Origin of the sequence: Pauljensenia sp. 27098_8_83, assembly GCF_041432695.1 — a bacterium.
Taxonomy (GTDB): domain Bacteria; phylum Actinomycetota; class Actinomycetes; order Actinomycetales; family Actinomycetaceae; genus Pauljensenia.
Genome location: NZ_JAPWAD010000001.1, coordinates 64,640 through 85,914 on the forward strand (window position 1 = coordinate 64,640; position 21,275 = coordinate 85,914).

At 65.4% G+C, this 21,275-nt stretch carries 20 protein-coding genes; 6 read left to right on the top strand and 14 right to left on the bottom strand.

Going from position 1 to position 21,275, the window contains the following annotated elements; translation table 11 throughout:
- Positions 1-68 precede the first annotated feature (68 nt).
- On the top strand, positions 69-2,006 hold the full coding sequence (gene pknB, locus O3656_RS00320) for a Stk1 family PASTA domain-containing Ser/Thr kinase (RefSeq protein WP_500062093.1): 1,938 nt from the start codon (positions 69-71) through the stop codon (positions 2,004-2,006).
- A 71-nt stretch (positions 2,007-2,077) separates the two neighbouring features.
- Here the strand turns inward: pknB and O3656_RS00325 are convergent, their stop codons facing one another.
- From O3656_RS00325 to O3656_RS00335, 3 genes are all read right to left on the bottom strand, one after another.
- Positions 2,078-3,517, bottom strand: a complete 1,440-nt coding sequence (locus tag O3656_RS00325; RefSeq protein WP_500062094.1) for a class II 3-deoxy-7-phosphoheptulonate synthase — start codon at positions 3,515-3,517, stop codon at positions 2,078-2,080.
- A 10-nt stretch (positions 3,518-3,527) separates the two neighbouring features.
- Positions 3,528-4,745 carry a pyrophosphate--fructose-6-phosphate 1-phosphotransferase gene (locus O3656_RS00330; RefSeq protein WP_500062095.1) on the bottom strand — a complete coding sequence of 406 codons (1,218 nt, stop codon included), beginning with the start codon at positions 4,743-4,745 and terminating at the stop codon, positions 3,528-3,530.
- Between the two features lie 213 nt (positions 4,746-4,958).
- Complete coding sequence (locus tag O3656_RS00335; protein ID WP_500062096.1) at positions 4,959-5,771, bottom strand: lysophospholipid acyltransferase family protein; 813 nt, start codon at positions 5,769-5,771, stop codon at positions 4,959-4,961.
- Between the two features lie 58 nt (positions 5,772-5,829).
- On the opposite strand from O3656_RS00335, the gene O3656_RS00340 reads away from it, so the two are divergent.
- The gene (locus tag O3656_RS00340; RefSeq protein WP_500062097.1) at positions 5,830-7,563 is read left to right on the top strand and encodes an exonuclease domain-containing protein; all 1,734 of its coding nucleotides are present in this window, start codon (positions 5,830-5,832) and stop codon (positions 7,561-7,563) included.
- 13 nt (positions 7,564-7,576) lie between these two features.
- On the opposite strand, the gene trpD is transcribed toward O3656_RS00340, so the two are convergent.
- From trpD to O3656_RS00370, 6 genes are all read right to left on the bottom strand, one after another.
- The gene (gene trpD / locus O3656_RS00345) at positions 7,577-8,632 is read right to left on the bottom strand and encodes an anthranilate phosphoribosyltransferase (protein ID WP_500062098.1); all 1,056 of its coding nucleotides are present in this window, start codon (positions 8,630-8,632) and stop codon (positions 7,577-7,579) included.
- Positions 8,632-9,024 (bottom strand): response regulator transcription factor, encoded by a 393-nt coding sequence (locus tag O3656_RS00350; protein WP_500062099.1) that lies wholly within the window; start codon positions 9,022-9,024, stop codon positions 8,632-8,634. Before O3656_RS00350 ends, trpD begins: the two co-directional genes overlap by 1 nt.
- 115 nt (positions 9,025-9,139) lie before the next feature.
- Entirely contained in the window at positions 9,140-10,129 is a 990-nt protein-coding gene (locus O3656_RS00355) for an FKBP-type peptidyl-prolyl cis-trans isomerase (RefSeq protein ID WP_500062100.1), read from the bottom strand.
- A 19-nt stretch (positions 10,130-10,148) separates the two neighbouring features.
- Entirely contained in the window at positions 10,149-10,502 is a 354-nt protein-coding gene (gene erpA, locus O3656_RS00360; RefSeq protein ID WP_003792846.1) for an iron-sulfur cluster insertion protein ErpA, read from the bottom strand.
- Positions 10,503-10,587: 85 nt separating this feature from the next.
- Positions 10,588-11,556, bottom strand: a complete 969-nt coding sequence (locus O3656_RS00365) for a glycerate kinase (RefSeq protein ID WP_500062101.1) — start codon at positions 11,554-11,556, stop codon at positions 10,588-10,590.
- Entirely contained in the window at positions 11,553-12,926 is a 1,374-nt protein-coding gene (locus tag O3656_RS00370) for a M20/M25/M40 family metallo-hydrolase (RefSeq protein WP_500062102.1), read from the bottom strand. Before O3656_RS00370 ends, O3656_RS00365 begins: the two co-directional genes overlap by 4 nt.
- Positions 12,927-13,023: 97 nt before the next feature.
- Here O3656_RS00370 and O3656_RS00375 point away from each other — a divergent pair, with 97 nt between their 5' ends.
- The 4 genes from O3656_RS00375 (at position 13,024) to O3656_RS00390 (ending at position 16,315) form a co-directional block, all read left to right on the top strand.
- Entirely contained in the window at positions 13,024-13,605 is a 582-nt protein-coding gene (locus O3656_RS00375) for a DUF3043 domain-containing protein (RefSeq protein ID WP_500062213.1), read from the top strand.
- A 186-nt stretch (positions 13,606-13,791) separates the two neighbouring features.
- Positions 13,792-14,346, top strand: coding sequence for a hypothetical protein (locus O3656_RS00380; protein WP_500062103.1), 555 nt, complete (start codon positions 13,792-13,794; stop codon positions 14,344-14,346).
- 18 nt (positions 14,347-14,364) lie between these two features.
- Complete coding sequence (locus O3656_RS00385; protein ID WP_500062104.1) at positions 14,365-15,429, top strand: quinone-dependent dihydroorotate dehydrogenase; 1,065 nt, start codon at positions 14,365-14,367, stop codon at positions 15,427-15,429.
- Positions 15,430-15,436: 7 nt separating this feature from the next.
- Positions 15,437-16,315 (top strand): TrmH family RNA methyltransferase, encoded by an 879-nt coding sequence (locus O3656_RS00390; protein ID WP_500062105.1) that lies wholly within the window; start codon positions 15,437-15,439, stop codon positions 16,313-16,315.
- Between the two features lie 93 nt (positions 16,316-16,408).
- On the opposite strand, the gene O3656_RS00395 is transcribed toward O3656_RS00390, so the two are convergent.
- The 5 genes from O3656_RS00395 to glf all read right to left on the bottom strand — a co-directional run bounded on the left by O3656_RS00395 (position 16,409) and on the right by glf (position 21,190).
- Entirely contained in the window at positions 16,409-17,155 is a 747-nt protein-coding gene (locus O3656_RS00395) for an HAD-IIB family hydrolase (protein ID WP_500062106.1), read from the bottom strand.
- Between the two features lie 9 nt (positions 17,156-17,164).
- Positions 17,165-17,326, bottom strand: a complete 162-nt coding sequence (locus O3656_RS00400) for a methionine/alanine import family NSS transporter small subunit (RefSeq protein WP_016461098.1) — start codon at positions 17,324-17,326, stop codon at positions 17,165-17,167.
- The gene (locus O3656_RS00405) at positions 17,323-18,909 is read right to left on the bottom strand and encodes a sodium-dependent transporter (protein ID WP_500062107.1); all 1,587 of its coding nucleotides are present in this window, start codon (positions 18,907-18,909) and stop codon (positions 17,323-17,325) included. The genes O3656_RS00400 and O3656_RS00405 overlap by 4 nt, the downstream gene beginning before the upstream one ends.
- Before the next feature lie 183 nt (positions 18,910-19,092).
- Positions 19,093-20,031, bottom strand: a complete 939-nt coding sequence (locus O3656_RS00410; RefSeq protein WP_500062108.1) for an AEC family transporter — start codon at positions 20,029-20,031, stop codon at positions 19,093-19,095.
- 16 nt (positions 20,032-20,047) lie between these two features.
- Entirely contained in the window at positions 20,048-21,190 is a 1,143-nt protein-coding gene (gene glf / locus O3656_RS00415; RefSeq protein WP_500062109.1) for a UDP-galactopyranose mutase, read from the bottom strand.
- Positions 21,191-21,275: the final 85 nt, after the last annotated feature.

Consider the following 21,275-nt stretch of genomic DNA (forward strand, 5'->3'; position numbering starts at 1 on the left):
CCATTCATGCGCCGCACCGAGGTGGGCACTTCCGATAATTTCGCGAAAACTCCCATAGAATCGACCGAGTGAGCGACGAACAGACATTCGACCAGACCGACCCACTGATTGGGCTTCTGGTCGACGAACGATACCGAGTCACGCGTCGTCTAGCGCGTGGCGGCATGGCCACCGTGTACATCGCCCAGGACGAACGCCTTGAGCGCCCGGTCGCCCTGAAGGTCATGCACCCGCACCTCGCGGACTCCCAGGACTTCGTCGCACGCTTCCGCCGCGAGGCACGCTCCGCAGCGCGCATCGTTCATCCCGGTGTCGTCTCCGTCTTCGATCAGGGCGTCATCACCGGCCAGGGCTTCCTCGTGATGGAACTGATCGACGGAACGAACCTGCGCCAACTGCTGCGCGCACAGGGTGCCTTTACGATCCCTCAGGCACTGCGCTATACGACCGATACCCTTGAAGCCCTGCGTGCCGCTCACCGCGTCGGCGTGATCCACCGCGACATTAAGCCAGAGAACATCCTCGTTCCGACCGACGGCCCCGCGAAGGTCACCGACTTCGGCTTGGCACGCGCAGCGTCCGAGGTCTCCATGTCGTCGACGGGCAACATGCTCGGAACAGTGGCGTACATCGCGCCGGAAATCGCCACCACAGCCGAGGCCGACGCACGCTCGGATATCTACTCCGTGGGCATCATGCTGTACGAGATGCTGACCGGCGCTGTGCCGTGGGCAGGCGAATCACCGCTGCAGATCGCCACCCATCACGTCGCCGACGACGTCCCCAAGCCGTCGGCTTCCCAGCCCTGGATTCCCCGCGAAATCGACGATCTCGTCGCGGCGCTGACAGCCCGCGACCCCGCCTCGCGTCCCGCCGATGCCTCCGAAGCCATCGACCTGGTAACGCGCGCGGCCGCTGCCATACCTGCCGAGCTAGCGAATCGCCGCGCAGAAGTCGCCCCCGCCGACCGCAGCGGTGCCTCCGAGACCACCGCGCTCAATACGGAGGTGATGTCCGCGCAGTTCACGAGGCCGCTTCCTGCACCCTCAACCGTGACGACGGTCCACACCTCCGCGCCGATCCCAACGCCCGAGGAGGCGGGCACGACGAAAACGTACAAGCGTGCTGCCCTGTGGGTGAGCCTCGTCGTCCTCCTCCTCGCCGTCGCTGGCATCGGAGGCACCTGGTGGTGGACCGAATACGGCCCCGGTTCCTATCTGACGATGCCCGCTACTGACGGTCGTCCTCTCGCAGATGTTGAGACTGATCTGGGTGCGATGGGGCTTACCTTCACCGTCGAGGAGGAGTTTTCGGACGACGTAGCAACCGGATCCGTCACTCGCTCTGACCCTGAGGGCGGTGCGCCTGTCCATAAGCGCGCTGAGGTTTCGCTCCACGTCTCCAAGGGCGTCGACATGAAGAACGTGCCCGACGTGTCCGGCAAGACCCAGGATGATGCGAAGAAAGCGCTCACCGATGCAGGCCTGGCCCTCGGTGCCATAACCGATGCCTACTCCGAGGATATTCCGCAGGGACAGGTCATCTCCCAGTCCGTGCCGTCGGGCACCTCGGTGCCGCACGACAAGGCCATCGACGTCGTCCTCTCCAAGGGACGCGAGCCTCTCACCGTTCCATCCCTCAACGGGATGAGCGCGGACGCCGCAAAGAAGGCTATCGAGGGGCTCGGCCTCGTCGCAGCGCCCACCGAAGCGTTCTCCGATACGGTCGCGCAAGGTCAGGTCATCTCTCAGCAAACAGCTGAAGGAACAGTCCTGCACCGAGGCGACACCGTCGCCTACACGGTCTCCAAGGGACCCGAAAAGGTTGCTGTACCCGACGTTGTCGGCCGCCAGCGCGACGACGCCAGAGCTGCACTCGAAGCGGCCGGTTTCACCGTCCAAGAGGAGGCAATTCTCGGCGGTTTCTTCGGAACCGTCCGACAGACCGATCCCGCCGCCGGAACAATGCTGAAAAAGGGCAGCGTCGTTACGATCACGATCGTCTGACCTCGCCCGTCATAAGTATCCCCGGCCTCGTCCATAACAGACGAGGCCGGGGATACTTATGTGCGGTGAACTCACTCCTCGTGGGAGGAACCCTTCGCCAGGTACTGGGCGACCTGGAAGGCCATCTCCAGGCTCTGCTGGTGGTTCAGACGCGGATCCACGAGCGTCTCGTAACGATCACGCAACGACTCGTCATCGATGTGCTCACTGCCGCCGATCACCTCGGTGACATCATCACCGGTGAGCTCGACGTGCAGGCCGCCAGGAACAGTGCCCGCTGCCTCGTGAGCCTCGAAGAAGCCACGAACCTCATCCATGACCGTCTCAAAACGGCGTGTCTTGTAGCCGGTCGAGGACGTAATCGTGTTGCCGTGCATCGGATCGGTCATCCACGTAATCGGACGGCCATCTTCCCGCGCCGCTTCCAGCAGCGGCGGAAGCGCCTTGCGGATACGTCCGGCACCCATACGCGTAATGAACGACAGGCGCCCCTCCTCACCATCCGGGTTCAGGCGATCAACGAGCGAGAGCATCTGGTCCGGCGTGGTCGACGGACCGAGCTTGACCCCAATCGGGTTGCGAACGCGCGACAGCAGCTCGATGTGAGCGCCCTCCTCATCGCGCGTCCTCTCCCCCGCCCACAGGAAGTGGGCAGACGTGTTGTACGGCTCTCCCGTGCGCGAATCGATGCGGGTCATCGCCGACTCGTACTCGAGCAGTAATGCCTCGTGCGACGAATACAGGTCGACGTCGCGCAGCGTCTCGAAGTCGACGCCCGCGGCACCCATGAACTTAATCGCACGGTGGATGTCCTCCGCCAGTGACTCATAGCGCGCGTACGCCGGGTTCGACATGAAGCCCTGATTCCAACGGTGTACCTGACGCAGGTCGGCGTAGCCGCCCTTCGTGAAAGCGCGGATCAGGTTGAGCGTCGACGCCGCATGGTTGTACAGCGACAGAAGGCGCTGCGGATCGGGCTCGCGCGCCTCGGAGGTGAACTCGAAGGAGTTCACCGCATCGCCGCGGTAGCTCGGCAGCGTCACGCCGTCACGAGTCTCCCAATCGGAGGATCGCGGCTTGGCGTACTGACCCGCGATGCGGCCGACCTTGATGACCGGCAGAGACGCGCCGTACGTGAGCACGACCGCCATCTGCAGCAGCGTCTGAATCTTCAGGCGCACGTGATCCGCCGTCGCCTCGGCGAATGTCTCGGCGCAGTCTCCGCCCATCAGGACGAAGGCCTCGCCGCGGGCAGCCGCACCCATCCACGTGCGCAGGTCGTCAACCTCACCGGCGAACACGAGCGGCGGCTGGCGGCGCAGCTGCGCCGTCACATCACTGAGATGTTCCGCGTCCGCGTAGGTAGGCTGTTGGGCTGCGTCCAGGCCGCGCCACGTATCCCAGGGAGCACGCTCCCCGGACTCGGGTGACCACAGGCGCTCGGGGACGCGGCGGGAGCGAGGCTTACGCACAGGCTCACCGCCGCGTCCGGGAGTGATCGAAGGAATCACGCGCAGCGACTCACTCGCCAGCGGGCTCGACGGTCTGGCCGATCTCGGCCATCATCTCGACGAACCAGGGGGCGGAAATGTCGAAGGGCTTGCCGCCCGCGATGCGCGGGAACGCGATGGCCTTCAGGCGGTCGCCGTCCTCCTCGTCGTGGCCGATCACGCCGGACTCGCCCTTGAAGGCGCACTCGACGGCGAGGTCGGTCATCGACTTGATGAGGCGCAGGTCGTCGGCGTTGGCACGCGAGGAACGCGAGAAGTAGCCGGACTTCTGGACCATGACCTTCTCGGCGTCGATCTTCTCGGCGAACTGCTTGGCGAACCACTGGCCGGGGTTGATCGTGTCGAGCTTGACGTGGCCGAAGGGGTCGCGCTGGACCTCGCCGCCGGCAGCCTCGATCTCCGCGATGATCTCGGGGACGCCAGCGCCCTCGGACAGGAAGATGTTGACGTTGCCCTGCTCGTCCATGATGGCCTTGAGGCGCTTGGCCTCGGCATCCAGGTCGATCTTCATCTCGGGCAGGAAGATGGCGTGGATGTCCCAACGCTCCTTCGACAGACCGATCGAGGGCACCCACTCCTGGGTCTTGAGCCACTCGTGGTAGCGCTGCGAACCGGCGGCCGTCAGCCAACCGCAGTGGCGGCCCATGATCTCGTGGATGATGAGCATGCGGGGGTTGGAGCGGTGCTCGCCGATGATGTTCTGGGAGTACTCGGAGACCTCTTCAGCCGCGGTCCAGGCACCCAGGGACTGGCGGATCGGCACGACGTCGTTGTCGATCGTCTTCGGCAGGCCCACGACGGTCAGGTGGTAGTCGTGCTCCTCCAGGTAGGCGGCCAGGTCGGCGGCCGTCGTGTTGGTGTCGTCGCCACCGATGGTGTGCAGGACGTCAACGCCGTCAGCGCGCAGCTGCTCGGCAGCCTTCTGCAGCGGGTCCTCATCCTCGGAGACGAGGCCGCGCTCGACCAGGTTCTTCTTGTTCGTCAGCTTGACGCGGGAGTTACCGATCGGGGAGCCACCGAAGCGGTGCAGGACGGCAGCGTGCTTGCGAGCTTCCTCGTCGACCAGCACGTAGTTGCCGGTGAGCAGGCCGTGGTAGCCGTTCTGGTAAGCGATGATCTCAACCGTGGGATCAATTTCGTTGTAGCGCTCGATGAGTCCACCGACGGCGGAGGACAGGCACGGGGCGAAGCCACCTGCGGTCAGCAGGGCAACACGACGGACCGACATGAATGTCACCTTTCTCAGGTTGGTTGGGTACGGCCCCGCGCGTGCATGCGCGGTCCGCCTCACCCCGGCTGCCCGATGGGGCTGCCTAGTGCACGGGCGCGCGCGTGTGCAGGGCACAGTTCATTCTACCCGGCCCGCATCGCCTTTCGCCAAGGGCACCCGTCCCACAAACCCCGGTGCCCGAGCTAACCGTGAGATGACGGCGAGGTGCTGTTACTCCTTGTCCGAGGCCTCCTGGTCCTCGCCGCTCTCCTCCTCGGGGGCGGTGGGCACGGGGACGTTGGGAGCGGTGCGTCCGCCGGGCGCGGGGCGACCGTTGGAGGGAACCGGGCCCTCGAAGGCACCCTCGGCTGCCAGCTGCGCCTTGACATCGGCGGCGTACAGGTCGACGTACTCCTGGCCGGACAGGAGCATCAGATTATACATGATCTCGTCGGTGATCGCGCGCAGCACGTAGCGGTCCTTGTGCAGGCCCTTGTAGCGCGAGAAGTCCAGGGGCTCACCGATCACCATGCCGATGTTGGTACGCGAGGGAATCTTCTGGCCGATCGGCTGCGCGGCATGGGTGCCGATCATCGCAACGGGGATAACGGGTGCGCCGGAGAGGAGGGCAAGGCGCGCGACGCCGGTCTTGCCGCGGTAGAGGCGCCCATCGGGGCTGCGCGTTCCTTCGGGGTAGATGCCGAAGAGTTCACCGTCGCGCAGGCGCTTGAGTCCGGCGTTCAGAGCCGCTTCGGACGCGCGGCCACCGGTGCGGTCGACGGGAATGGTTCCGACGGCGCGCATGAACTCCTTCGTCATCCACCCTTTGAGACCGGTGCCCGTAAAGTAGTCGGCCTTTCCCATGAAGACGACCTCACGGTCGAGCATCATCGGCAGGAACACCGAGTCCCACACGGCATTGTGATTGGACGCGAGAATGGCGGGTCCTTCGGCTGGAATGTTCTCCTTGCCGCGGATCCACGGGTGATAGGCCGCCTTCAGAACGGGGCTGCCGGTCACCTTGAGAGCCTGATAGAACGCCACTGTCACTCCTGAAGTCTCGACGGGCGCGCGAGCGCGCGAACGAATTAGTATCAACTGTATGACGAAACAGACTCCCGTGCGCGATTGTGGGGAAACCATAACGCCCGGTGAGTCGGCCCGGCCTTTCGCCCGATCGTTGGTGTCGCAGGCGCTATCCCGGGCCTCGTCGGTGGAGCTACAGCCCAGCCTGGACGCCGTCGGCACCCCCGCCACCAGCGGACACTGGGTGGTCGTCGACCTGGAGACGACGGGGCTGGGTGCGGGCGCTGAGATTACGGAAATCGGTGCGGTGCGCGTTCGGGGCGGTGCCGTGGTGGAAGAATTTTCCTCACTCGTCAAACCTTCACGCCCCATTCCCCCGTTCATTACGTCGCTGACGGGGATCACGCCGGCGATGGTTGCACACGCAGACCCGATCGCGGCCGTCCTCGAGCGCTTCTTGGAGTGGTCTGGCCTCGGCGCGGAGGACTCCCCCATCCTCGTCGCGCATAACGCGTCTTTCGACGTGGGCTTCCTACGTCGCGCGGCCCGCGCGTCCTCGCTCCCCTGGCCTCGTGTACGCGTTGTGGACACCCTTGCCCTCGCGCGCCTCGCGTTGCCCCGCCCGCTCGTGCGCAACCACAAGCTCGCCACGATCGCTTCGTACTTTGGTACCGTCACGGTCCCCGAACACCGCGCACTCGGAGACGCCCGGGCAACCGCTGAGATCCTCCTGGGATTCATCGAACTGCTCGCAGGGGCAGGTGCCACCGACGTGGAGGACCTCGTCGCTCTCACCGATCAGGCACCCGCGCGCCGCCCCTCGACGCCGCCCTTCGTCGCGGACTTGCCCGCCTCCCCGGGGGTGTATCACTTTATCGATACGGCGGGTGACACACTCTACGTGGGATCGGCCTCGTCCCTGCGCTCGCGCGTGGGCAGCTACTACACGAAGGCCGAGAAGCGGCCGAAGGTACAGCGCATGGTCTCCCTCGCCGCGGGCGTGCGGCCCTATCCCACCGCATCCATCCTCGAGGCGAGAATCCGAGAACTGCGCGATATCAGGGAGCTAGCACCGCCCTACAATTCGGCATCGACGCGTCAGGGATCCCAGCACTGGGTCATCGCCGAGGCAGGCCGACCACGCGTCGTATCGTCCATTACGCTCGGTGATCTGCCGCACGCACTCGGCCCCTTCGGCACGCGAGCGCACGCCCTGCGGGCAGCCGGAGCGATCGAGCGCGTTTTAACGCAGGCCGAACCCGACGTTAGGTTACGCCTCCTTGACGAGGCCGTGGCTGCCTCCTCGCTCGCCGTTCCCCGCGCGCTCACCGCGCTCATGGAGAGGCTATCCACCCAGGGACTCTTTGAGCCCGCTGCGGCCGCTCGTGACGACCTCAGCGCCTACATGACGGGCGTCGAACGCGCGACAATGCGACCGATCTTGGCGGCGCCGCGCATCGTGTGGGGATCACGCAGAGACGGGGGCGAACCAGGTTGGATCCTGCACGTCGCCTCCCACGGCCGACATCTCAGTTCCGTCGTCATTCCGCCGCGTTCCGACCCGTCCCCGTGGATCGACGTTCTGACGTCCACGACACCCATCGAGACCGACGGCGTCGCAGCAAGCTGCGCGTCGTGGGCAGAAACAGCGCTTCTGTGCGCCGAGCTGGCCCGCGAGGGAACGCGCCTCGTCGAGTGGAACGGACCTCTCCCCTGGGCCCAGCCGACGGCCAGCCCGCTATGCGACGGGCGGCTACGCGAGCTCCTGGCCCACGCAACCGCCCATCCGCATCACCGCCCGCACACCTGACGCGGGCTTGTCCCTATTCGTTCGATGCAGCCACCCAACGCTCGATAAGGCGCGCACCCGAGCCGTCCGCCAGCACGCCCAGGGCACGCTCGACGGCACCGCGCATGCGCCTCTCAAAGTCAGCCTGAGTCACCGGGTTTTCCAGGCCCTCCCACGCCAGGATGCCAGCGCCAACGTTGAGCGCAACGGCATCGCGGACGGAATCCGCTCCACCGCCCGACAGCACGTCGCGGGCAACAGCCGCGTTCTCGGCAGCCTCACCGCCGGCGAGGTCCTCGATCGAGGACGAGGCCATGCCCAGGGACTCACGGGCGTCGAACTCCGTGGGAGTCACAGATCCGCCCGACACGATCCACACCTGGTTCGCGTCGGTGGTCGTCAGCTCATCGAGACCCGTGTTCGCGCCACGGAAGACGAGCGCGCTCAGGCCCCTCGAGGCGTAGACGCCCGCCATCAGTCGCGCGTTCTCCTCACGCGACGCGCCGATCGCACACGCCTGCACGCGCGCGGGGTTCGTCAGCGGTCCCAGGACGTTGAACGCCGTGGGGAAACCGAGCGCGCGGCGCACGGGAGCAGCAAAACGCATCGACGGGTGCATCTTGTTGGCGAAGAGGAAAGCGATGCCCACCTCATCGAAGACGCGGCGTAGGGCGTCGGCGTCGAGGTCAAGATTGACGCCGAGCGCCTCGATCACGTCCGCCGAACCCGACTTCGAGGTCGCCGCACGGTTGCCGTGCTTGACGAGCGGGATGCCCATCGCGGCGAGCACGATGGCGGACATCGTCGAGATGTTGACGGTTTTGTACCCGTCGCCGCCCGTGCCCACAATGTCGAGGGCGCGGCTGGGCAGATCGACGTGTGCCGCGTGGTCCTGCATGCCATCGGCGAGGCCGTGGATCTCGTCGACCGTGGCACCCTTGATAGCCATGGCGGTCAGGAAGGAAGCGAGTCGCGCCTCGCCGAGCTCGCCGCTCATCACCTGATCCATCAGCCAGTACGACTGGCCGTAGTCGAGGCTCTCGCCCGCGGTCAGCGCCTGGATGATCGGAGCCCATTCCTGAGCGGCCATCACTTGGCTCCGAGCAGCACGTCGGCGACCGTTTCCTGCAGGATGATCGGGTCGATCGGGTCGGCCACGACCGCCGCTGCACCGGCCCACGTGGCCAGCCATTCGTCCTGCGGTCGAGCCGTCAGGAACACGATCGGAGGAACGCCGTCACGAGTCTCACGCAGATCCTGGGCGACGGACATGCCGCCCTCCTTCTTCGTCTCAGCATCAAGGATCAGCATCGCGAAATCCTGCTGATCAAAGGCGTCACGAACGCCGAAAGCCGTCGCGGCCTCCACCCATTCGATGCGGGGCGTGTCCTTGGAGGCACGCAGCCCGACGCCGTTGATGACGGCTTGACGCTTGTCCTTATCGTCGCTGAAAACCAGGATTCGAACGGTTTCTTCACTCATGGAAGCTCTCCTTGCATATGTCGGCCAATTCGACGCGATGGCCCCATTCTAACGGGTAGCGGGCGGCTCCCACACTGGGAGCCGCCCGCTCACGTTCACCTGCGTCGGCGTATCGTCACTGCATCGAGGAGGTGCCGACGATGTCGACGACCATCACGTTCGCCTGAGCCGGGGTACCCGATTGCGCTTGCGAAGCCGGGATCGGGACAACAAGGAGGATACGGGAGCCAACAGTGTAACCGGCCAGACCCGCGTTCGTCACAGCCTCCTTGACAGGAGCTTGACTCCAACTGGACTGGGTCTGTCCGTTCGCGCCGAAGCCACCAGCGACCGCCTTGTACAGGAAGGATTCCCCGTCTACGAGTTCCTCACCCGAGCCCTTGTAGATCGTGTAGATCTTCCGCTCGGTGGGTGCGGCGACGCTCTCATCGATAGCCAGGGTCGGCTCGACACCGGGATCACCGGTCACGGTCACACCGGCGGGAAGTTCCTCGCCGGTCGCAGTCGCGCCGCTGAGAATCGACTCGTCGGCCAGGTTCTCGGTGGCAACGCCCACGATGTCCACGACGAAGACGAGGGTCGAGTTCGCGGGAATATCGCCAGCGGCCTGGCTACCGTAGCCTAAAGAGGCAGGAATGACGAGCTCGACACGGTCACCCACGTGCGTGTGGGCCAGGCCGTAGCCCCAGCCCTTGACGACCCGGTCGAGCGAGAAATCGATCGGCTGTCCCTTCTTGAAGGACGAATCGAAAACGGTGCCGTTCCACAGAGCACCCACGTAGTTCGCCCTGATTGTCGCACCCGGACACACGAGCGCGCCATCGCCCTGCTTGAGGGTCTTGACGAGAACCTTGTCGGTCGGCTCGCTTCCCTTCCCGGCGGCGATCACGGGGGTGTCATCGCCGGTAATCGACGGGAAGTTTCCCTTGCCGCTGCGGTCGACGTTCGCGTTCTGGTCAGCGGAGTCATCCGTCGAGCAGGCGGAGTAGTCGATCTCCGCGGGAGCGGGAGACGAAGACGACGAAGCGTCGGAGCAAGCCGCGAGCCCGAGAACGAGGGCGGCTGCGCCGGCGAGGGCGCCGAAGCGGCGCAGGGAGGACATCATGGAAAAGTGTTCTTTCGGCTCAGTGGAAGGATTCGCCGCAGGCGCAGGTGTTCTGGGCGTTGGGGTTATCAATGGTGAAGCCCTGACGCTCAATCGTGTCGGCGAAGTCGATCGTGGCGCCGCTCAGGTAGGGAACGCTCATGCGATCGACGACGACCTCAACGCCGTCGAAGGAGCGAATCGCGTCGCCGTCGAGGGTACGGTCATCGAAGTACAGCTGGTAGATGAGGCCGGAGCAGCCACCGGGCTGAACGGCGATGCGCAGGCGCAGGTCGTCGCGACCCTCCTGCTCAAGGAGGCTCTTCACCTTCGCAGCTGCGACGTCGGTGAGGATGACCTCGTGGGTGGGAGCCTGAGTTGCGGACTCGGACATGATGCTCCTTTTCGTAACGGATAGACGTATTCGCTTGACACACTACTCCCCTGCGTGGACCACGCGCCACGGCTGGGGTGCGCGCTCAGCGTAACCAGGTGCGGGCGACGCGGCGTCCGGCGTCTTCGAGGGTGACGGACTCCCCCATTTCGAACACTCCGTGAAGCCCCCATTCGGCCTTCTCGAAGTGCGAGAGACTCGACCTGTGGGTGATAGCGACGACGGGCAGCGCATGCGCTGCAGCGGCACTCGTCACACAGTCGAGCGTCGATTCAGCAAGCAGCGGCGAGGACAGCTCAGGTTCGGCGACGATCACGAGGTCGCAGCCCTCCATCATGTCATCCAGATCGAGAAGCTGGGACAGCAGATCACCGGTAGAGACGATACGTCCACCGATCGCTGCGATGACGGCCCCCACGCCACCACCGGCACCTGAACCGCGCAGACGCGCCGGGTGGACCTCCTGACCCGCCAAAAGCTGGCGGCGCCTCAGCGGACGGTGCGCGAACGCCTGCGTGAGAGCAGCCGTCAGGGCGGTGTCTTGACTCTCGATCGGCTCCAGGTCGGGTGCAACGGCAAGGATCGAGTCGAGGCCCACAAGCGGCCGCGCGGTGGATGCCGCGCAGACAAGATCGACGTCAGCATCCGCAACCAGGTCCTGGGCGCGCGTCAGCGCATCGGCGAGCGCCTCGGGCCGCCTCGGATCAATACAGCTATCGCCGAGGAGTCCTTCGAGAAAGCCGATGCCGCAGTCCGGGGAAGCGTTGTGTCCCCCCTCAACGATGACCGTCCGCTGCATCCCGAGCGTTTCCGCCACGCACACGCCCGCCTCACGCGACGACGAGGCATCCGCCGGGACACGCACGAACGAGGCCTGGGAGCGCAAGGCCGCCACGGCCTCGTCGAAGGTTGGTCCGGTGCCGACGGGAACCGTCACCACTGCCGCGCCCGGATCGCCCGAGAGGACGCCCCGACCGATTGCAGCAAGTGCGTCGCCGGTCGGCAAGACGGGAATACCCCCGTCCCACCGACCGGCGACAACGACACGACTCACAGGGCCGCCACGCGCGTCAGCAGAAGCGCCTCGGCGAGGATCGCGGCCTTCAGGTCGGAGATCGACTGCGACTCATCCTCCGAGTGAGCGTTCGTCAGCGGGTCCTCAACGCCCGTGACGACGACCTGCGCGTCGGGGAAGATACGCTGGAAGTCAGAAATGAACGGGATCGAGCCGCCCACGCCGATGTTGACCGAGGGAACGCCCCAGGCCTCGGTGAGGGACTCGTGCAGCGCCTTCGTGACGGGAGAATCCATGTCAGCCTGGTAGCCGGCCCCCGCATCCTCGGCCGTGACCTCGACGCGCGCACCGAAGGGCGCATGAGCGAGCAGGTAGTCAACGAGCTTTGTCTGAGCCTCGACGGGATCGACGCCGGGGACCGTGCGCATCGACAGGCGGAAACGCGTGTGCGGGGCAATCGTGTTCGAGGCGTTAGAAACGGGACGCGCGTCAAAACCGATGACCGAGATCGAGGGCTTGGTCCACATGCGGGCGGCGATGTCGCCTGAACCCGCCAACTGCAGGCCCTCGACCATGCCGGCCGCGGCACGCAGCTCCTCCTCCGGCCAATCCACGTCCGCGTGATCCGAACCGCCCAGGCCCGGCACCGCGACATCGCCCTTCTCGTCGAAGAGCGAGGCGATCAGCATCGAGGAAACCGCGACGGAATCGAGCAGCGGGCCACCGAACGCACCCGAGTGCACCGCGTGGTCCGCGACAGTCACATCGACGGTCACGATCGCGTTGCCGCGCAGCGTTGAGGTGACGGCAGGCTCGCCGACCTTCCAGTTCGACGAATCCGTCACGACGATGACGTCGGCGGCAAGCTCATCCTTGTGTGCATCGAGGAACGCGGTGAACGAAGGAGAACCGATCTCTTCCTCGCCCTCAATGAACACGACGACGTTGACCGGCAGGTCCTCGCCAAGGATCGACAGGGAACCCAGATGCACCGTGATGCCGGCGCCGTCGTCGGAAGAACCGCGGCCGTAGATGCGGTCTCCACGAACCTCCGCCTTGTAGGGGTCCATGCTCCAACGGCTCAGCTCGCCCACCGGCTGCACGTCGTGATGGGCGTAGAGCAGGACGGTCGGGGCACCCTCGATGCGGGGCGAATGCGCGACGAGCGCGGGCTTGCCCTCGGTCCCATCCGCAGCGGTTTCGCGCAGGACCTTGGCGTCCAGACCAAGGGAAGCGAAACGCTCACGAATATGCTCAGCGCTGCGCTCCACGTCGGCGGCGTGCGCAGGATCCGACGACACCGACGGAATCGCGACGAGCTGCGTGAGTTCCTCCAGCAGAGACGGGAAAGCAGCCTCCAGGCGCTCCCTCAAAACGGACGACGACAATGTGTGTGAAGTATCAGCCATACGACCAGGGTAGACCATGGGAGTGCGAGGCGGGCAGGCTATCCGCTAGCCTTGAACCGTGTTTGGACGAAGCAAGAACAACAACGACGAGACCTCGATGCACGTGGAGCCAGTCTCAACGACGCCCGGCGGCAAAAAAGGCCGTCCCACGCCCAAGCGTAAGGACGCCGAGGCCGCCCGTATCCACCCGCTGGTTCCCAAGGACCGCAAGGAAGCCAAGCGTGCCGCACGCGCCGCCCGCAACGCGCGCTTCGACGCCGAACAGCGCGCGCTGGTGACCGGCGAGGAGAAATACCTCCCGGCACGCGATAAGGGCGCTGCCCGTCGCTTCGTGCGCGACTACGTGGACGCACGACACTCGTTCTCCGAGTGGATCCTCGCCGTCATGATGGTCTCCATCATCCTGATCATGTTGCTCTCGATGCTCGGCAACAAGATCCCGCTGCAGTACCAGGCCTACCTGCTCTACGGATCGTCGATCCTCATGTACGGTTCCTTCATCATCACCGCGGTTGAGGCCTTCCTCGTGTGGCGCAAGGTGAAGCGCACCTTTGCCGAGGCACACCCGCGCGAGGATATTCCCTCCGGCACCGGGTACTACACCTTCTCCCGCATGATCATGCCGCGTCGCTGGCGCTCGCCGCGCCCCCAGGTTGATCGCGGGCAGTTCCCAAAGTAATCCGCAGACCACGTCGGCCCCGTCCCATCCACATGGTGGCGGGGCCGACGCGTTTTATCCACAGGGTCCGTCGCGACCAACCCTGTATCCACAGGGGCCGCCGTCGCGCTGGATTCCCCTTCCTCTCGCAGGCCATCCTGTTCGTGTCGGAGCATCGACGCCCGACAGAGACGACAAGGATGCATCATGCACACAACGACCACACTGCTGCCCACCTGTGATATTGCTTGTGAGGAGGACGAGCCCTCCCCCGACGGCATGTACGGCCCCGCCCACTGGTTGGATGACCGAGGCATCTCCGCACTCCTCGCGCCCTACCTGTGCGACGGGTGGGACCTCGGTGACTACGCACGCTTCGCTGATCTCACGGGCCTAGACGCCCGACGCCTCTCCACGCTCCTACCGAAGGACGCGCGCGATGACAGGCAGAACAACGCGCCTCGGATCATCGACCTGCTGCGCGCCGCCACGCGCATCGACGGGCTCACGCTCGAGGGATACGTCATCCGGGCCCCTCGCCGAGACGAACGCGTCAGCATCGACACCGTGCTCGTCCCCGAGTCGGCAATCATCGCACACACCGGTGCCCCCATCGACGAGGATCGATATCCGAGCTTTCAACACTGGCTCACGCTATCCTCGGTCCTCGGCCTTGGCGAGGAAGCGATACCGCCCGACGAAATGAGGGTCCTCGTTCGAGACGGATCATCCACGCGGTGGTGGTGGGCATGGTGGGACTGATCAACTATCCTAGGAAGCATGATCCGACGCGCGTACAACTGGGCTTTCACACACTTCATCTCGCGTTCCGACCCGGAGGATGCACACCACCTGGGTCTGGGAGCGATTTCCGTGGCCGGACGATTCGCCCCGACGCGCGGACTCATGCGCGCCACACTGGGCTACCTCGATCCCCACCACAGCCCCACCCGGATGGTGAACGGAGTCGAGGTCCCCCTGACGTTGGGGCAGCGCCGCCTGCCCTCGCGTCTGGGCCTCGCGGCCGGCATGGACAAGGACGCGCAGGCCGTGCTCGGCATGTGCGCACTCGGCTACGCCTTCGTCGAAATCGGAACCGTCACCCCGCGCCCTCAACCCGGCAACGACGCACCGCGCCTGTGGCGCCTCATGGAAGAGCGCGGCCTACGCAACCGTATGGGGTTCAACAACGCTGGCGCGGACGCAGCCGCGGACAAGCTGCGCGAGCTGCGCTCAACGTCCGCGGGCCGCGCCGCCATTGTGGGCGCCAACATCGGCAAGAACAAGGTGACCTCCGAGGAGGACGCCCCGGCCGACTACGAGTACTGCGCGAAGACGCTGGCCCACTGGGTCGACTTCGTCGTCGTCAACGTCTCCTCGCCCAATACGCCCGGCCTGCGTGACCTGCAGTCTGTCGATCACCTACGCCCGATCCTGCAAGCCGCCCGCCGCGGCTGCGAGGCAGGGGCCCCCGACCGCGTCATGCCCCTCTTCGTCAAGATTGCCCCCGACCTCGCCGATGAGGACATCGTCGCCGTCGTCGAGCTGACGAAGGAACTCGGCCTGGCAGGTGTCGTCGCCACGAACACGACGATCAACCACGACCTGGGCGAGGGTGGCGTCTCCGGCGCTCCGCTACTGCCCCGCGCCCTCGAGGTGGTCTCCCTCGTGGCTCGCCACCTCAACGAGGAACAGATCCTCATCGGAACCGGCGGCATCTCCTCACCCGAGGACGCGCTGCGCATGATCGGAGCGGGCGCCGACCTGGTCGAGGCCTTCTCCGCCTTCATCTTCGAAGGCCCGTCCTGGCCGGGCGAGGTCTCTCGCGCCCTCCAGCGCGCCTGAGGACGCCATGATCATCGAACTGACCAGCGCGGATCTCGCCGCAGACTCGCGCCTGGACGACTACACGCGCCTCAAAGACGTCAAACTTCGTTCCAAGATCGAGCCAGAACGCGGCCTGTACATGGCCGAATCCGCGAACGTCATCGAACGTGCCATCCGCGCGGGCCACCACCCGCGCTCCTTCCTCATGTCCCGGCGCTGGCTGCCCACACTCGAAGCGCTCATCGCGGAGGCGACGGGCGCTCCAGACGGTGCCGATATCCCCGTGTTCGTTGCCGACGAGGACGTCCTGGAGCAGATGACGGGCTTCCACCTGCACCGCGGTGCCCTGGCGGCGATGCAGCGCCCCGTCCTCCCCTCCCTTAGCGAGTTGCTCGCCACCGCACGCGCAGGCTCGCCCGCGCGCCGCGTCGTGGTCTTGGAAGACCTCGTCGACCACACGAACGTCGGCGCGGCCTTCCGCAGCGCGGCCGCGCTGGGCGTGGATGCCCTCCTCGTGACCCCCTCCTGTGCGGATCCGCTCTACCGGCGATCCGTGCGCGTCTCCATGGGCACCGTCTTCCAGGTCCCATGGACCAGACTCGAATCGTGGCCCGGGGACATCACGACCCTCCAGACGGCCGGCTTCACTGTCGCCTCCCTGGCCCTCTCAGACGATTCCGTCTCCCTCGATGACTTCGCCTCGCTCCCGATCCTCCAAGGCCCCGACGCGCGCCTCGCGATGGTCATGGGCACCGAGGGCGACGGGCTCGGGCGTCGCACCATCGCAGCCTCCGACTACACCGTCAAAATCCCCATGGACCACGGGGTTGACTCGCTCAACGTCGCGGCAGCATCCGCCGTCGTCTTCTGGGCCACCAGGGGCATTGGGGCGCAGCAACACTGAGGTTATCAGCAAGCGGTGCCGCGACCGCCGTCGCACAACGCAACGAGGCCGGAGCTGGTTGCCCAGCCCCGGCCTCGTCGTCTGTCCGACGCTTCAGCTCATGGATGCCACGAGCTCGTCGATGACCTGGACGCACTCTTCCCAGCCACTCACGGCCCGCGTCGCGTAACCGGCGGCCTTGACCGGATAGTCGTTGCCTTCCGGATCAAGGCGGTCACCGATGAAGAGCATCTCGGAGGCGGGGATTCCCGTCTCCTCGACAAGCTTGCCCATGCCGAATGCCTTGTCGATTCCGCGCGTGGTGATGTCGACCGAGGTTGAGCCGCCGCCGCGCACGTCCAGCTCCGGCACGTCGGGCTGCACCGCGTCGCGCAGGGCGGCCTTCTTGGTGCCGTCCGGATCCCAGGCGCGCTTCGCATCGAGCGGCGCCTCCTGGCCAAGAGCGGAGAAGGTAATCTGCGAGCCACGGTCTTCGATGATGTTGCCCCACGGATTGGACTCCCACAGGCCGAGCTCACGCGCGTGACGCTCAAGCGAGGCAACCGCGCGGGCGGCAACCTCGGGATCCAGGTCGTGGGCGTAACGCTCAACCCACGCGCCATCCTCGTAGCGGTAGTAGCGAGTGCCGCACGTGGGCATCAGGTGCAGGCGAGAGAGCTCCTCGTCAGTGGCGTTCAGGTTGTCCAGCACCTGGGTGCGGAACTGCCCCATCTGACCACCGGAGATGATGCACACCTCCACGTGGTCCAACAGGGCACGCAGGGCCACGTCCATGCGGGCGGGCAACGGCGACTTCGAGGGCGCCAGGGTGTCATCGAGATCAAAGGCAACGAGCTTCACGATGCCACCCTACTGCTTCGCAGCTTCGGCGGCTTCGATAGCGCGCTGTGCTGCCTCGGTCTCCTCGTCCGACGGGACCGAGAGAACCTGCAGCATGACGACGGAAGCGACGAGGCCACCCCAGACGAGCAGAATCGTCAGGATCATGAGGGCGATAGCGGGAGCGGTCACTTGGCACCTCCTTCGATCGAAGCGGTCTCGTCAGTGTCATCAGCGAGGATCTGAGCGACCGTCGCCTGGGTGTCCACCGGACGATGCTTCCACGGGATAAGCGTGAGGATCAGGGCGGCGACCACTGCAACCGCAACGGAACCCCAGCCGAAGATCAGCACGTAACTCGTCGGGTACTTGCCGTAGCCGTTCGTCAGCAAGTCAACGATGGACATCGCCATCATGATGAAGAGGACGAGCGGGATAACGATGCCGACGAGGGGCTCCCACAGCTTGGGAACCTTCACGCTGGAGACCGAGTTCAGGTGGGCGCGCAGCACCCCGAGGCGCGGACCTGCGACCGCGCACAGGACGGCGAACATGATCGCCGAGGACACGACACCAATCGAGTTGATGAAGTTGTCAACGATGTCGAGGTTGTTCAGGCCCGAGCGGGTACCGAAAAGCACCAGGGAAATGACGGTCGCGGGCACACCGAGGACCAGCGCCGAGCGGGCGGGCGACCAGCCGAACTTGTCCTGCAGGCCGCCGGAAACGACCTGGAGGAGAGAGAGCAGCGAGGTCACGCCGGCCAGGACCAGCGACGAGAAGAAGAGGACGCCGAAGATCGGGCCGCCGGGCATCATCGAGATGATCTTCGGGAAGGTCACGAAGGACAGGATCGGGCCGGTCAGGCCCTCGACCTCGGAGACGCTCACGCCGCCCTGGTGGGCCATGAAGCCGACGGCGCTGAAGACGCCGATGCCGGCGAGGATCTCGAAGGACGAGTTCGCGAAGCCGGCGACGAGCGCCGTACCGGTCAGGTTCGACTTGCGCTGGAGGTAGGAGGCGTAGGTCAGCATGATACCGAAGCCCACAGACAGCGAGTAGAAGATCTGCGCGAAGGCGGCCAGCCAGACCTTGGGATCAGCGAGCGCGGCCCAGTTCGGGGTAAAGAAGGCATTGAGGCCCTCAACGGCACCGGGCAGGAAGAGCGCGCGAACGACGAGCGCCAGGAAGAGGATGACGAGCAGCGGGAGGAAGACCTTGTTAGCCGCTTCGACACCCTTGGACAGGCCTCGTCCGATCACAAAGAGGACAAGGACCCACACGAGCGCGAGGGGAATCATCACCGACCAGGCGGGAGCCCAGGAGAACGTATCACCGGGGACAACCTGCAGGAACGTATCAGTGAAGAACGTCGTCGGGTCGTCGCCCCAAGCCGCATTCACCGAGTAGATCGTGTACTGCACGCCCCACGCGAGGACCGCGCCGTAGTAGACCATGATGACGAAGCAGACGAAGGTCTGGAACCAGCCGATGAACTCGCCGCCTCCGATGATCTTGCGCAGTGCCCACGGCGGTGAACCGCGGAACTTGTGGCCGACCGCGTAGTCGAGCCACAGCATGGGGATGCCAACGAAGATCAGTGCAACGAGGTACGGGACCAGGAAGGCGCCGCCACCGTTGGAGTAGGAGACACCGGGGAAACGCCAGATGTTGCCCAGGCCGATGGCTGAGCCGATGGCCGCCAGGAGGAAGCCTGTCTGGCCGCTCCACGAGTCACGCGCACGAGGCGCGGATTTGGATGCGGAGGATGACATGGAGTGAATTCCTTGCATTCGTGTATATACGGGATAATTCCCAGCCAGACTAGGTCTGATATCCGCGGAAGTCAGCCAGAGTCCACGATACAGAACGTGTTTTTGCACTCTTTTTTACGTATTCTTGGCACACAGCAGCCACGGACAGGCCATATTCAAAGCGCCTCATAAGAGACGAACACGTTAATCCACGAGCCCCAACGCATGGAAAAGTGCCGCAATACCAACGACGACGGGCAGCGATGCGAAGGTCGTCACGAGGACCGTTCCCTGCGCGATCCGCTCCCCCGCCTTGGCACGAGTAGCCGCGATGTAGGCGTTCTGGGCGGAGGGAAGCGCCGCCATGATGGTCACGGACATGAGGGCGGGGCCGGTCAGCCCGAGCAGAATTCCGACGCCGCACGCGATCGCAGGCTGAAGGGCGAGCTTGCCAACGATGGCGCAGGCGGTCGCAGCAATACCGGAATCCCCAGACGCCGACCGACGGTCCACGAGCGAGGCCCCGAAGGACAGAAGAATCATCGGGGGCGCGGCAGCCCCCAGCATAGACGTCGACACGTCGAGGAGGGTCGGCATCGGCCACCCCACAGCGGAAAACAGGAAACCGCACACCGCCGCAATGACCATGGGATTGCGCGCGACGACCCTCGCAACGCCGACAATCGATGGCCGCTGCCCGGAGCCCACCAGGTCGGCCAGGACGAAGAACATCGGGGTAAAGAAACCCAGCTGGAACACCAGGATGGGAACGACCGCCGACGCGTCGTTCAGGACGTAGACGGCGATCGGGATGCCGATATACGCACCGTTATTGAGGGACGAGGCCATGGCCCCCAAGGCGATTTCGCCGCGCGCCAGGCGCAGGAAAAGCCGCGCGACCAGCGCGAAGATGAGCGCTGTCCCGACGCCCGACGCGGCGGCCACGGCGAGCGGAACACCGAAGACTCCCGAGGTCCCAGTGGAGACGATGGCGTGGAAGAGCATCGCGGGGCTGGCCACCCAATACGTAGCCGAGGCAAGCGTGCCTGCGGCCTCCGGGCCGAGTGCACCGCCACGACGAGCAACCCAGCCAACACCGATGATGAGGGCGATCGACAGGACCGACCAGACGATCGACGCCACGGCAGCAGGAAACCCGTCAGCGCCAGGAGGCCACGGCCTCGTCGACCTTGGTCAAGGCCGAGGCGATCGCCATGTGCATGTCCAGGTACTGGTAGGAACCCAGGCGCCCGCCGAAGAGAACGCCCTGCTCCCCCGCCGCCATCTCGCGATATGCCGCGAGCGTCGAGCGGTCCGACGGCGAGGCGATCGGATAGTAGGGTTCGTCGCCGGGGCGCGCGAATCGCGAGTACTCGCGCTGGATGATCGTGTTGGTCGCACCGCTACGATCCCGCTCAGGATGCAGGTGGGCGAACTCGTGAATGCGCGTGAAAGGCACGTCGCGATCCGAGTAGTTCATGACCGAGCAGCCCTGGTAGTCGGGTACATCGACAACCTCGGTCTCGAAATCGAGGGTGCGCCAACCAAGCTCACCCGCGTCGTAGTCGAAGTAGCGATCAATCGCGCCCGTGTAGACGACGGGCACTTGGCCCACCGTCGCCGCCTTCGAGAACTGCGTGGACTCATCAAAGAAGTCCACGCCCGTGTGCACTGTGATGCGCGGATGGTCAACCATGTTCGCGATCCACGCGCCATAGCCGTTCAAGGGCAGGCCCTCGTAGCGATCCTGGAAGTAGCGGTTCTCGTAGGTGAAGCGCACGGGCAGTCGCGTGATGATGGAGGCGGCCAGCTCGCGCGGATCCGTCTGCCACTGCTTGGCCGTGTAGCCCGCGATGAAGGCGTCGTAGAGGGGGCGGCCGATCAGGCTAATTGCCTTCTCCTCGAGGTTGCCGGGTTCGCCCGTGATCTCGGCGGCCTGCTGCTCGATCAACGCGCGGGCCTCGGCGGGCGAATAGGCTGCACCGAAGAACTGGTTGATGGTGCCCAGGTTGATGGGCAGCGGGTAGACGACGCCCCGGTAGTTGGCGTAGACGCGGTGACGGTAGTCGTTGAAGGCGGTGAAACGGTTGACGTAGGACCACACGCGCTCGTTCGACGTGTGGAAGAGATGGGTGCCGTAGCGGTGCACTTCGACGCCGGTGGCCTCGTCGATCGACGAGTAGGCGTTTCCTCCAATGTGATCGCGACGCTCGATGACGGTCACGTTCATACCGAATCGCTCCGCGGCCTCGCGGGCAAACGTCAGGCCAAAAAAGCCCGACCCAACAACGAGCAGATCCACTCCACTCCCCTTTCACGGTCGTCAGGTCAATGGTAGCGGTCGCCACTGCCGGGTGCGCCTCAATGTGATCGACGAGGCCGGGGCG

Bases quoted from the DNA above. Each gene is read 5' to 3' on its own strand.
- O3656_RS00330 (WP_500062095.1), bottom strand. From the start codon at position 4,745: ATGTCGGTCCGTCGTGTTGCCCTGCTGACCGCAGGTGGCTTCGCCCCG.
- O3656_RS00340 (WP_500062097.1), top strand. From the start codon at position 5,830: ATGACGAAACAGACTCCCGTGCGCGATTGTGGGGAAACCATAACGCCC.
- trpD (WP_500062098.1), bottom strand. From the start codon at position 8,632: ATGGCCGCTCAGGAATGGGCTCCGATCATCCAGGCGCTGACCGCGGGC.
- O3656_RS00350 (WP_500062099.1), bottom strand. From the start codon at position 9,024: ATGAGTGAAGAAACCGTTCGAATCCTGGTTTTCAGCGACGATAAGGAC.
- O3656_RS00355 (WP_500062100.1), bottom strand. From the start codon at position 10,129: ATGATGTCCTCCCTGCGCCGCTTCGGCGCCCTCGCCGGCGCAGCCGCC.
- erpA (WP_003792846.1), bottom strand. From the start codon at position 10,502: ATGTCCGAGTCCGCAACTCAGGCTCCCACCCACGAGGTCATCCTCACC.
- O3656_RS00370 (WP_500062102.1), bottom strand. From the start codon at position 12,926: ATGGCTGATACTTCACACACATTGTCGTCGTCCGTTTTGAGGGAGCGC.
- O3656_RS00375 (WP_500062213.1), top strand. From the start codon at position 13,024: ATGCACGTGGAGCCAGTCTCAACGACGCCCGGCGGCAAAAAAGGCCGT.
- O3656_RS00380 (WP_500062103.1), top strand. From the start codon at position 13,792: ATGCACACAACGACCACACTGCTGCCCACCTGTGATATTGCTTGTGAG.
- O3656_RS00385 (WP_500062104.1), top strand. From the start codon at position 14,365: ATGATCCGACGCGCGTACAACTGGGCTTTCACACACTTCATCTCGCGT.
- O3656_RS00390 (WP_500062105.1), top strand. From the start codon at position 15,437: ATGATCATCGAACTGACCAGCGCGGATCTCGCCGCAGACTCGCGCCTG.
- O3656_RS00405 (WP_500062107.1), bottom strand. From the start codon at position 18,909: ATGTCATCCTCCGCATCCAAATCCGCGCCTCGTGCGCGTGACTCGTGG.